This window comes from Microterricola gilva, assembly GCF_004217495.1.
Lineage (GTDB): Bacteria > Actinomycetota > Actinomycetes > Actinomycetales > Microbacteriaceae > Microterricola > Microterricola gilva.
Genome location: NZ_SHLC01000001.1, coordinates 133,902 through 146,387, shown reverse-complemented (window position 1 = coordinate 146,387; position 12,486 = coordinate 133,902). Strand labels below are relative to the sequence as shown.

The following is a 12,486-nucleotide window of genomic DNA, read 5'->3' as shown; positions in this document are numbered from 1 at the left end:
GCGCAGCGGGCAGCGGGGCGCGGCGGGCACAGCGGGGCGCGGCGGGCACAGCGGGCGGGCGCGAGTGGGCGCGTGGGCGCTCAGGCGCGTCGGGCGCCGCGGGCGGGCTCAGCGGGCGGGGCGGGCGCTCAGGCGGGCACGGATTCGGCCGGCATCCGTCGGCCGACGCGGATGCGCCGCTGCGCGAGCAGGATGCCGAGCAGCACGAGGCCGGCGCCGATCGGCTCGAGCCAGCCGAAGCGTTCCCCGAGGATCAGCACGCCGAGCAGCACGCCGACGACGGGGGTGACGTAGGTGACGGTTGACGCGTTGGTCGGCCCCCACGCCCGCAGCACGTTGATGTTCCAGATGTAGGCGAGGCCGGTGCCGAGCGCACCGAGCGTGAGCAGGCTGAGCACGATCGGCCAGTTGAGCTCGACCGGGTGCCAGGCGATCACGGGGGTGAGCGCGATCATGATCAACCCGCCGATGCCGATGTTGAGGAAGGCGAAGGTGGCGCCGGCGATGGGCCGTGCGCTCAGGAACTTGCGCGTGTAGCCGAAGGTGAAGCCGTAGCAGGTGGCGGCGCCGAGGCAGGCGAGCTGGCCCCAGAGCGATCCGGTGAGTTCTGCGTACTGCCAGGGCGCGATGATGACGATCACGCCGAGGATTCCGACCGCCACACCGAGGATCTGCCCGCGGTCGAGCTTCTCGACGCGGAACGCGAGGGTGGCCATGAGCGCCGTCGTGATCGGGGTGACCGCGTTGTAGATGCTGGCCAGGCTCGAGGAGACGTACTGCTCGGCCCAGGCGAAGAGCAGGTGCGGGATGACGCAGCCGGTGATCGCGATGACGGTGAAGTGCAGCCAGACCTTCGCCTCGCGCGGCAGCACCGGGCCGCCGCCGACCCGCGGCCGGGTCGCAAGCACGATGAGTCCGAGGGTGAGGCCGCCGAGGATCAGCCGAGACCACGCGACCTGCCCGAAGGAGACACCGTCGAGGGCGACCTTCATGAAGAGGAAGCTGGCGCCCCAGACGGTGCCCATCGCCACGAATTGCAGCGCGATCGACAGCGCGCTGTAGCTGCGGTTCTGGACGGCTGGAATGCTCACCCCACGACGTTACCGCCGCGGGGTGACGGTGCGGAGCGCCGCGGAGCACGCTGTCCGAAATGCGCCGAACATTGGCCGCGATGCGCGGGCGCGGCTCGCGCAGCACTGCCGGTCAGTGGATGCCGCGGGCGCCCCGCCGCGGTTCCGGCCCGAACCTGCGCCGATCGGTCGGCGCCTCAGCCGGCCGACTAGGCGAGCAGCGCCTCAGCCGAGCGGAACTCGACCGGCCCGGCGAATCGCGAGAGCCGCTCGTGCAGCCCGTCCCGCACCTCCGGCCACTCCTCGGCGAGGATCGAGTAGAGCACGGTGTCGCGCCAGCTGCCGTCCGGGCGGCGGCGTTCCCGGCGCACGGTGCCCTCGTAGCGGGCGCCGAGACGCTCGATCGCCGCGCGCGAGCGGGTGTTCATGACATCCGCCTGGATCTTGACACGGCCGAAGCCGTGCTCGAACGCGGAGTTCAGCAGCAACAGCTTCGCCTCGGCGTTGACCTGCGAGCCCCACACCCGCGGGTCGAACGCCGACCAGCCGATGTGCGCGGACTCCCGCTCGACGTCGATGTCGCCGAGGGTCGTCGTTCCGACGAGCACCCCGTCGTGGGCGCCGCCGTGCAGCCGGACGGCGAAGACATTGGCGTCGCCGCCCGAGCTGTCGATCGCGCGGCGGCGCGAGCCCAGCCGCACGCCCGTCCGCACGCCCTGCCGCGGCTCGGCGCCGAAGCGCAGGTAGCCGCGCGCCCACGCGGCGAACTCGGCGGCATCCGCGCGGTACGCGGCCGGTCCCCCGCCGTAGCCGCCCGCGAAGACGAGCGGATGCCCGATCGCCCCGTGCAGTGCGACGAGCTGGTCGGTGCGCAGCGGCTGCAGCGAGATGAATCGGCCATGGATCGGCTCGAGCGGTGGGCGTACTGCGGTCATGGCTCGATCATCGCGCGGCCGGGTAGCCCGCCGGTGAACGGAGGGCGACGGGCGCGTGCGGCCCGCCGCTACGCTGGCAGGATGCTCGCTCTGGTCGTCGTCTCCGTTCTGGTCGGCGCCTTCGCCCAACGCATCACCGGCATGGGCTTCGCCCTGGTCGTCTCCCCCGCGCTCGTCATCATCCTCGGCCCGTTCGACGGCGTGCTCGTCGTCAACCTCTGCGGTGTGCTCTCCTCGCTGTTGATCATCCCCCGCGTCTGGAAGCACATCGAGTGGCGCACCCTCCTCTGGCTCGCGGTGCCTGCGGTCATCGCGATCGTGCCGGGTTCCCTGCTCGCGGCCAAGCTGGGCGGCCCGCAGCTGCAACTCGGCGTCGGCCTGCTCGTCATCGTCGCGCTGACCGTCTCGCTGCTCGTCACCCGCGCCGAGCACACGCTGCCGCGGCGCCCCTCCGCGATCGTGGCGGGTGCGGCATCCGGGTTCATGAACACCGCCGCCGGCGTCGGCGGCCCGGCGCTCAGCGTCTACGCGGTGCTCACCCGCTGGCCGCAGGCGCAGTTCGCGGCGACGCTGCAGCCGTACTTCGTCGTCATCGGCACGGTCTCCCTCATCACGAAGCTGTTCTTCTCCGGCGGGGCGCTGCCCGAGCTGGATGCCGCCAGCTGGCTCGCCGTGATCGTCGCGCTGCTCGCGGGCCTCGGGCTCGGCGAACTGCTGCACACGCGCGTCAGCCACCGTGCCGCGCGCACAGCGGTGATCGTGATCGCCTACCTGGGCGGCGCCGCCGCCATGCTCGACGGCGCGCTCGAGCTCCTGGCCTAGCGCCGCCGGCCCGCCGGCAGCCGGCACCGCTCGCAGCGCCGCCGGCCCGCGAAAAGTGCAGGGGCCCGGGATATCTCCCGGGCCCCTGCACGTGTGCCGGGCCGCGACGCGCGCTGTCTGACCCCAGCGATCAGACCGCGTGATCAGACTGAGTGCTAGCGGCGCTCCTTCGACCGGCGCCTGAGCGACACGACCACCATCAGGCCTCCTCCGAGCAGCAGCACCGCGAGGGCGCCGAGCGCCAACGGCAGCGGGTCGACGCCCGTGCTGCTGAGGTCGGTCGGCGGCACGGGAGGCGTCGCGTCGAAGGTGTTCACGACCGAGATCTCCACGGGCTCACCCGCGGCGACCGTGACAACGCCGAGCAGCGGGTCGCCGGCGTTCGGTGTGATCTCCACGCCGACGGCTCCGCCCGTGTTCGTCTCGGAGAGGGTGCACACCGCACCGAGCGGCAGGGTGGCGTAGCTCGCGGTCAACGAGCCCGCCTTCGACAGCGTGCGTGATGCACCACCTGGCACCGTCACCGGCACCGCCGTGCCGTTGACCTCCCGCGTGCAGCTGAGCTCGACCGTGAAGCTGCGGTCGCCGAACTCGCTCGCCCCGCTGCCCGTGAGCGATTTGGTCACCGTGATCGCGCCGATCAGGAAGGTGTTCGTCACCGTGAAGGAGATCGTCTGGCCTGCGCCGACCGCGGTGGGCGTGCTCGGCGACACCTCCGAGAGGTCGGCTCCGCCTGCGTCCGTCTCGGTCGCCGTGCAGAGCGCGCCCGCCGCGATGTTCTCGACGGATGCCGTCAGCGGATCGCCCCCGCCGAGCGTGAGCTCGCCGTCCCATACCGTGCGGGAACCGCTGGCGTCGTCGAGGGTGCAGACGAGCCGGACCGTGAACGGACCTGCGCCGAAGTCGGAGGCGCCCGGCCCGGTCACGACCTTCTCGACGGCGATCCCGCCGACTGCGAAGCCGTTCGCGATGGTGATGCGCACGGATGCCAGTCCCTGCACCAGCGGCGTGAGGGTGACCGTCGCGGAGTTGCCGTTGACGGGCGGGGCCGCCCCGGCATCCGTCGTCACCGTGATGATGGGCGTCGCCCCCTTCGCATCGGTCTCGGTCACCGTGCACCCCGCGCGTGCGGGAAGCCCCCGCAGCAGCCAGTGCTCATCGGCTGCGATGGTCTTCGCCATCGGGCTCGCCGCGCTGTAGCCGGTGGCGAAGACGGGCTGGCCGAGGAAGCTGCAGGACACGGCGACCTCGAACGGACCGTAGCCCACCGCTGTGCCGTCCTGGTCGACCGCGGTCGAATCGATCGTCTTGACGATGTCGATCGCGGCGAGGTCGTACACGTTCGTCAGCGTGACCAGCTCAAGCGGCTCATCGCTGCGGCCGACCGTTGCCGTCGTCGAGCTGTGGTCGGTCTGGCCGAGGTCGCCCTCGATCAGCTCACACTCCGCGCCCCAGGGCAGGCCGTCGACCTGCTGGCCGATCCCGTTGACGAGCACCAGGTCGATGGGCGGCAGCGCCGTCTCCAGCGGCGTTCCGACTGCCGAGACGCATTGCAGCTGCGCGGGGAAACTGCTCGGCGCGTACCCCGAGGCGTCTCCGGTCACCTGCTTGATCACTTCGAGCGACCCGGTCGCCAGCGCCACGCCGACCCTGTGTCCCTCTGAGGGCAGCACCGAGTCGTTGCCGCCAGAGCTGACGACCGTGCGGGCGCCGGTCGCGACGGTGTTCCAGGCGATGGTGTCCGCTCCGGATGTCGGCGACACGGCCGGGGTACGGGTCTGGAAGGTGTAGCCCAGAATCTCACCTGGCAGCAGCGGGTCGCTGCCGAAATCGAACACGAACTTGACGTGCTTGACCAGACTCGGGTCCACGCCGGCGGTCAACGGCAGCCACGAGCCGGGGTCGCACTGTGTTCCCGTGGGCCGCAGATCCGCCACGCAGGGGTCGACCGCCGAGCTGTAGAAGCTGCTCAGCACCGGCGTGCGGGCCCCGGGGACGAGCCGGACGTTGCCCTCCCACACGGGCGCCCACTCGGAGCCACGGGGCAGGAGCACCTGCGCCCCGATATCGCCGGGGGTCGGCAGGCGGTCGATCGTGACGATCTGGTCGAGTGGCTGCGTTCCGGAGTTCTGCAGCCGCTCGAGCCAGGTCTCCGTCGCCCCCGGCTTCGTGATCGGAACGCAGGGGTAGTCGTAGAAACCGCCGGTGCCCGCGGCCGGCGCGCACGATGCGGCCTGCGTGGGGTTCTGGACGTTACGGAGCCCCAGTTCATCGTCATCGGCCTGGACGTACTTGTGCCCGCGCAGGGCGCCGGCCGCCACGGGGTACACGGTCGTGTTGGCCGCGCACTCCACAACGGGCAGCCCGCCCACGCCGTTGCAGTTGGTGAACACCTGGTCAGAGCTCACCTCGAAGGCGTTCTGCACCTGGGTGTCAGCGACGATGCCTGGACGGAACATGAGCTTGATCGTGATGCGGTAGTTCTCACCCGGCGCCAGCGCGCTGCCGTCCGGGAAGCGGAACGTGATCGCGGTCTGATCGGCGTTGACCGCGACGCGCACCTGCGACGGATCCGTCGGCATCGGAGAGGCCGGCGGGATGACGCTGCCGGTGCCAGGCGTGAGCTCGTAGGAGTACGGCGAGTCCGTGGCATCCGGATCGAAGACCAGCTCGGGGACGGTGACGCCACCGATCACCGTCGTCGGCAGCAGATCGGTGATGACCGGGTTCATGATCTGCGTCGTCGTGCTCGTGTTGGTCACATCGAGCGTGAACGGGATCTGCTCGCCCGGGTTCTGGGCGCCGATCGGGCCCTTGACCACGGCGACCTCCGTCGCCGGCTGCACGTAGAAGGCGCGGGCCGTTGTGCTGTGCTCCGCCGTCAGCGGCAGTTGGCCGGGACCGTTGACGGCGCTCGTGACGTCGGCGGTGACGGTGTTCGTGTAGCCGCCGCCGGGCCCCATGATGTTCTCGCCCGGCGCCGGAACCGTGGCGACACCGGTCGGCAGGTTGTCGCCGCCGCTCCGGAACTGTGCACGTCGTTCGACGATGATCGGCATCTGCTGCAACGGATTGGCCGGGTTCTCCCACTGCGAGCCGTCGGCGCGGGTGAAGGTGAAACGCAGCCCCTGCACCTCGTCCGCTGTGACGGTGCCCGGCAGCTTCAGCGCATCGGCGACGGTGCCTGCGGTGCCGGTCACCCAGGACCCGCCGCTGCGGTCGAGGCCGTTGGCCGGCGGCCCGGCGGTGAAGGTGCCGCCGGTGAACGCGTCGACCTGCACCCGGGTGATCGGCGCCGCCAGTTGGAAGGACGGATCAAATCCGACGAAGTCGAAGGCGTTCCAGAACGTGGTGCGATCGTCGACCACGACCATCTCGGCCGTGCGCGCCGAACCGCCGGGGCGCGCGGAGAGCGTCATCAGGATCGGGGCGTTGTTCGGCGCGGTCTGCAGCTGCGGGCTGAACGTCTTCGTCGTGACGACCGAGATGTCGAGGTCCTGCAGCGTGATGGCCGCGTCATCCGTGTCGGTGACCGTGTGCTGGCCGTTGACGCCGCCGAGGTCTTCGACGGCGCTCTGCGCGTCGTTGCGGACGGGCGACTGGGTCACCGTGACCGGGGCACCGTTGCTGCGCTGGGTCGGGCGCAGGCGCAGGTCCATGGTGACCGTACCCTTGGCGGCGGACTCGATGCGCCCGTTGTAGGCGACCGTGATGCCGACGACGTTCGCCAACTGGGCCTCGGTCAGCGCCAGCGCCTGAGCCACGCTGTGCGTGGTGGCTGCCGCCCCGGCCCGCTTCAGCGTCACGCGCGTGCTCGCGCCGACGCTGCCTGCCGGTTCGACGATCGAGACGATGCTCTTGAGATTGAACTGCTCGAACGGGGTGACGGTCGAGCCCGGTGCCGGGTCGCTGATCTGCAGCGTGTCGACGCGGGCGACGGTGGCGTTGCTTGCCACGATCGTCACCCGCCCGGTCGGGTACGCGTTCGCGGGCGTGCCGCTCGGCGGGATGCCCATCGGTCCACCGGTCCAGCCCTTGGACACCGTGGTGTTCAGCGGGCGGTCAAGGATCGAGATGACGTCGGATGCCGTGTCGCGCACGATCTGCTGCGGCCCGGTGAACCCGGTGGCGCTGGCCGTGTTGTCGACGTCGCCTGGCGTTGCCGTGTTGTAGTCACGGCTGCCGAGCACGGGGTCCGGGCTCACGCCGCTGTCCTCGACGCGCACCAGGTCGCGCACCTGGAAGACGAGATCGGTGTGCCGGTTGTTGCCGAAGGAGCTCGCGACGCCGCTGCCGGGCAGCGGGGCGTCGATGTCTGTGGCGTTCTGGCGGGCCGTGGTGTTCTCGGTGAAGACCAGCCGAACGCTGGTCGTCGACTCCTGCTCGGCCGGCGTGAGCGCGATGCGCGGCAGCGTGCCCTCGCAGGCGCTGCTGCTCGCGCAGGGGCTGTTCGCTGCCTCGGTCCAGCTGCTGCCGTTCCACAGCTCCACCGCGGTGACGGTGTCGTACTCCAGCAACGGGTCGAGCGCCGGCGTGATCGCATCGACCGCCACCAGGTTGAATGCCTGGTAGACGGAGGAGGCGACGTCGGCCGGAGAGTGAGGCTCGTCGGCGACATCCGCGATGACGACCCGCTCGAGGCCGTTGTATCCACCGGTCGACCAGGCCAGCTCGGCCGTGGCCTGCTCGTGGCTACGGGCGGAGACCACATCGGTCAGCCAGGTCTTGTCGATCAGGTCGCCGGAGCCCGGCGTCGGCGCGATGAGCTCGATCGTCGGGCACGGAACCGGCCCGTCGGCGGCGGCCGGTGGCACGCCGGGGGCGGTCGCGGCGGCGGACGAACAGTTCTCGACGAGCACATTGCTTGCCGGGGCCGGCGGGATGCTCTGCGTCAGCACGCTCGTGAAGTTCGGCTGCAGCGTCGTGCCTGGCGGGAACTCCGTGTCGCTGGTGTACTCGAAGCGGAGGCCGCCGATCGAGTCCTGCAGTGCCGAGGGGATGTCCATCGAGAACGAGGTTGATCCCTGAATGTCGATCGCACCCTGCAGCGGGATCCAGGTCTGGGTATCCCGATCGAAGTAGGACACCGTCAGCGAGGAGTCCGGCGGAACGTCGGTCTTGGTGATCGCGGTCGCGTTGAAGTACTGCCACCACTCCGAGGCGAGCACCTCGGCGTCGGTGCCCTGCGGGTCCTGCACGGTGATCGTCTTCGCGCCGGTCGTCGACTCCGGGTCCAGCAGCTGCGTCGGCAGCTGCACGAGCGCAGTCTGGCCCGGGACACCGATGAGCTGCCCCGGGTTGATCTTCTTGTCGGTGTCGACCGCGATGTGGCGTTCGAGGATGGTGAGCTCTGCGTCATCCTGGTCGCTCTGGCTGGACGTGCTGTTCGTTCCGGTGACGTCGACGTCGTTCGGGATCGTCGCCCCCGGGTCGAGCGCGGCGTCGGTCTCGACCGTGAAGGCGACGTGGACGTTGGCCCCCTCGATGATCTTCCCGCCGTCGGTGTCGGTGAAGACCAGTTCGAAGTGCTCCAGGATGCCGAGCGGCGCCGGGGTGGGGATCGGGGTTCCGTCGGTCAGTGGAATGGTCTGGCTGAGCACGGCGCCGCCGGGGACGAGGCGGTAGTAGTAGGTGAGCACACCGGTCTCGGCACCCTGCGGGAAGACCACATCGCCGGTGAAGCCGGTGAATGCGACATCCGTGCTGAAGGAACCGGTCGCCGGTTCGCGGATGGCGAGCGTGTCGAGTTCGGTCTCGCCGCTGTTCGCCGCGCCGAGCGTGACGGTGCTCGTGCCGCCGGCGAGGACAGCCGCGGGGTCGAAGGCCTTCGTCGCCTCGACGAGGATCGGCTCGGTGACGATGCGGTAGTCGGCTCCACCGAGTGCCTGCGCGTCGTCGTTGCCGAGGGCGACCGTCGAGGAGACGGTGTTCGGCACGGTGATCGACTGCTGCAGCTCCGTGCGCTGCTTGAGAGTCGCGACGAAACCGCCCTGCGCACCCGCCTCGATCTTGATGGCGGAGTCGGAACTGGAGAAGACGAGACGGATGCCGCGCGCATCGGTCGCGGTGGGAACGGGCGGCGCCGTCGGCGTCGCGCCGCCGCTGGCCGGGGCGCCGGCGACCCAGCTCGAGCCGTCCCACAGCTCCATCACGACGGTGTCGGCGCCAGCCGGGTAGCTCACCGAGGTGAGCGCCGTGTACTTCAGGTAGTCGAAGGGGTTCGGCACGGCGCTCGGATCCGCCGGGTCGCTGATCGTGAGCGTGTCGACGGCCGCGTTCGAGGTGTTCGTGCCAGTGAGCGTGACGTTCGTGGACGAGTCCGGAAGGTTCTGCCCGCTCGTCGGGTCGAAGCTCTTGCTGGTCTTGGTCGCCAACGCGAGCTCAACCGCGGGGGTGACGTCGACGGCGGAGGTCTGCGTGTCGGCGTTGCTCGCCCCGATGGCCGCCGTGTTCGTGACGGGGATGCCGTTGGCCTCGTACGGCGTGTCCGCCCGCAGACGCACACTGATCGTCACCGTGCCAGCGACGTTGTCGGCGATGCCGACGGTGCCGTCGCCGAGGTCGGTCGTGAAGTTCACGGTCACCGTCTGCCCGCTGATGGCGTGTGTGCTCGTGCCGAGGCTCTGGGCGACGGCAACCCCGAGGATCTCGAACTCGGGCGGCACCGTGTCGACGAGCTCGGCGTCGCGGCATCCGACGTCGGTGATCGAGCCGCAGCTCACCGCGAGGGTGTACTCGAAGGTCTCGCCCGGGGCCACGGTGCTCGCGCTGGCCGTCTTCTGGATGCCGAGCATGGCGGTGACATCGGCGAAGGCCGCCCCTGTCGCACCGAGTGGTGCGATCAGTGCCCCCAGCAGCACGGCGGTGAGCCCCAGTGCCGTTGTGCGTGTGCGCGGTCGTCGAGTCAGCTTCGCCATGTGTCCCCCAAGTGCGTGGCAAATACGTATCGGGATTCACGCTAGCGCAGCAAACGGAGGCAACGCGAATTTTTCTCGGGTGGCGCGTGCGCGCCGGTCGCGGCCCGGGAAAAACGCAGGGGCCCGGGAAAGATCCCGGGCCCCTGCACAGTTGGCGGGCCGCGACGCGCACGTCGCGGCCGCACCGTCGAGTCTTAGTCGATCAGGTCGTGACGCACGACGATCGCGTCGCGGCCGGGGCCGACGCCGATCGCCGAGATGCGCGAGCCGCTCATCGCCTCGATCGCGAGCACGTAGTCCTGCGCGTTCTTCGGCAGCTCCTCGAAGCTGCGCACGCCGGTGAGGTCTTCCGTCCAGCCGGGGAAGTTCTCGTAGATCGGGGTGGCGTGGTGGAAGTCCGACTGCGAGACGGGCACCTCGTCGAAGCGCACACCGTCGACGTCGTAGGCGACGCACACCGGGATGGTCGGCAGGCCGGTGAGCACGTCGAGCTTGGTGAGCACGAAGTCGGTGACGCCGTTGATGCGCGCGGTGTAGCGCGCGATCGGGGCGTCGTACCAGCCACAGCGGCGCGGGCGCCCGGTGGTGGTGCCGAACTCGAAGCCGTTGGCGCGCAGGAACTCGCCGTTGTCGTCGAAGAGCTCGGTCGGGAACGGGCCGGCGCCGACGCGCGTCGTGTACGCCTTGACGACGGCGATCACGCGGTCGATCTTGTTCGGCGCGATGCCGGAGCCGGTGACGGCGCCGCCGGAGGTCGCGTTCGAGGAGGTGACGAACGGGTAGGTGCCGTGGTCGACATCCAGCATCGTGGCCTGGCCGCCCTCGAACAGCACGGTCTTGTCGTCCTCGAGCGCCTTGTGCAGCAGCAGTGCCGTGTCTTCGACCATCGGGCGCAGGCGCTCGGCGTAGCTGAGCAGCTCGGTCACGATCTCGTCGACGGTGATGGCGCGGCGGTTGTATACCTTGACCAGCAGGTGGTTCTTCTGCTCGAGGGCGCCCTCCACCTTCTGGCGCAGGATGTTCTCGTCGAAGAGGTCCTGAATGCGGATGCCGACGCGGTTGATTTTGTCGGCGTAGCTCGGGCCGATGCCGCGCCCGGTCGTGCCGATCTGACGCTTGCCGAGGAAGCGCTCCGTGACCTTGTCGAGGGTGCGGTGGTACTGGGTGATGACGTGCGCGTTGGCGCTCACCTTGAGCTTGGAGACGTCGACGCCGCGGGAGGAGAGCGCGTCGAGTTCCTCGAACAGGACCTCGATGTCGACGACGACGCCGTTGGAGATGACGGGCGTGACGTTCGCGGTCAGGATGCCGGACGGCAGCAGGTGCAGTGCGTACTTCTCGTCACCGACGACCACCGTGTGCCCTGCGTTGTTTCCGCCGTTGAACTTGACGACGTAGTCGACGCGCGAGCCGAGCAGGTCGGTCGCCTTGCCCTTGCCCTCGTCGCCCCACTGAGCGCCGATCAAAACGATTGCTGGCATATTGCTAGTCCTCTCCTCGAATGACCATGGTGGTCGAGCCTGTCGAGACCTCGGTGGGCGGCGTCGCTGCCGCAATCATCTCCGGTGTGATCACCGGCAAGAGTTGGGTTGTCGTGTACTTCACTTCGATGCGCCCGACCGCGGTCGGGTCGACGCTCTGCAGGAAGTCGCCGAGGCGGTCGGCCTCGTCGTGGGCGCCGATCGCACTGGCCGAGCGGCGAAGAGCATAGGCCGCGCGCAGCACGCCGCGGTTGGAGCGCAGTCTCCACGGAACGGCATCGCCCGGCTGCCAGCCGGCATCCTGCAGCGCGTCGCCTGCGCGGGCGTGCGCGACGAGTGCATATGCGTAGGCGTCAAGCACCCGGCCGTCGGCGTGGGCGATGTCGGAGAGCTCGGCCCAGGCCAGCGGAGACTCCGGATGCCGGAGCACCAGGTCTGCGACCTCGTCACGATTCGCTGAAGCCAAGGCCTCACGCACAGTCGGCGCATCGGGCAGTTCTATCTCGGCAGGGCCAAGCGAGTCGTCGCCAGTCACACTCCACCTTATCGCGCCCCGCGCTGAAGCCCCGTCAGCTCGCCGCGAAGCGCCGCGACGGCGGCAGCCCCGCCCGTCCGTTGAGAGTGGAAGTCAGCTGGGGCGCGGGGCGAGCGCGCCGCTCAGCGAGGCGAGGATCGCGGCCGCGACCTCGTCGCGGGAGCGTTCCGGCTCGAAGACGAGCCACTCCAGGCCGGACATCAGCACTGCGCCGAACACGCTCGAGGCCATGATCGTGCTCGCGCCGGCGCCCGGCGCTGCGGTTCCTGCGGATGCCGCAGCCGCGGCATCCGCCTGCTCGATCGCCTCTGCGAACACCGTGAGCGCCTCGTGCCGCAGCGCGAACAGCGTCTTCTGCCACGCACGGTCGGTGCGGAAGATCTCGGAGGCCATCAGCTTGGCCAGCGCCGCGTTCGCCGCGATGCGGTCGAGCAGGGCGGCGACGAGCGCCTCGATCGCCGCCCAGCCGACCAGCTCGCCGCGCGCCTCGCGGAGGGCGTCGGCGAGCGAGCCGACACCCTCCTCGAGCAGCGCCTCGAAGAGCTGGTCCTTGGAGCTGAAGTTGTAGTAGAGGCTGCCCTTGGCGACCCCTGCACGCTCCGCGACGTCATCCATCGTTGTGCCGGTGATGCCCCTGGTCGCCGCCAGTTCGAGCGCCGCGTCGAGAATGGCGCGTTTCGTTCCACTGGAGCGAACCATGGGGCATCAACCGTTTCTGTTGGGAGG

7 protein-coding genes are annotated in these 12,486 nt (G+C 70.0%); 1 reads left to right on the top strand and 6 read right to left on the bottom strand.

Going from position 1 to position 12,486, the window contains the following annotated elements; translation table 11 throughout:
* Positions 1 to 128: 128 nt before the first annotated feature.
* Positions 129 to 1,085: a DMT family transporter gene (locus EV379_RS00600; protein ID WP_479724752.1), complete on the bottom strand. Its 957-nt coding sequence runs from the start codon at positions 1,083 to 1,085 to the stop codon at positions 129 to 131.
* A gap of 194 nt (positions 1,086 to 1,279) precedes the next feature.
* Entirely contained in the window at positions 1,280 to 2,005 is a 726-nt protein-coding gene (locus EV379_RS00595) for a GNAT family N-acetyltransferase (protein WP_130504448.1), read from the bottom strand.
* Between the two features lie 81 nt (positions 2,006 to 2,086).
* Here EV379_RS00595 and EV379_RS00590 point away from each other — a divergent pair, with 81 nt between their 5' ends.
* Positions 2,087 to 2,827, top strand: coding sequence for a sulfite exporter TauE/SafE family protein (locus tag EV379_RS00590; protein ID WP_130504447.1), 741 nt, complete (start codon positions 2,087 to 2,089; stop codon positions 2,825 to 2,827).
* A 155-nt stretch (positions 2,828 to 2,982) separates the two neighbouring features.
* On the opposite strand, the gene EV379_RS00585 is transcribed toward EV379_RS00590, so the two are convergent.
* The 4 genes from EV379_RS00585 to EV379_RS00570 form a co-directional block, all read right to left on the bottom strand.
* Positions 2,983 to 9,744 (bottom strand): DUF5979 domain-containing protein, encoded by a 6,762-nt coding sequence (locus EV379_RS00585; RefSeq protein WP_130504446.1) that lies wholly within the window; start codon positions 9,742 to 9,744, stop codon positions 2,983 to 2,985.
* A gap of 194 nt (positions 9,745 to 9,938) precedes the next feature.
* Positions 9,939 to 11,225 carry an adenylosuccinate synthase gene (locus EV379_RS00580; protein WP_130504445.1) on the bottom strand — a complete coding sequence of 429 codons (1,287 nt, stop codon included), beginning with the start codon at positions 11,223 to 11,225 and terminating at the stop codon, positions 9,939 to 9,941.
* 4 nt (positions 11,226 to 11,229) lie between these two features.
* Entirely contained in the window at positions 11,230 to 11,760 is a 531-nt protein-coding gene (locus tag EV379_RS00575) for a DUF3151 family protein (protein WP_165397245.1), read from the bottom strand.
* A 93-nt stretch (positions 11,761 to 11,853) separates the two neighbouring features.
* Positions 11,854 to 12,459 carry a TetR/AcrR family transcriptional regulator gene (locus EV379_RS00570; protein ID WP_130504443.1) on the bottom strand — a complete coding sequence of 202 codons (606 nt, stop codon included), beginning with the start codon at positions 12,457 to 12,459 and terminating at the stop codon, positions 11,854 to 11,856.
* Positions 12,460 to 12,486 lie beyond the last annotated feature (27 nt).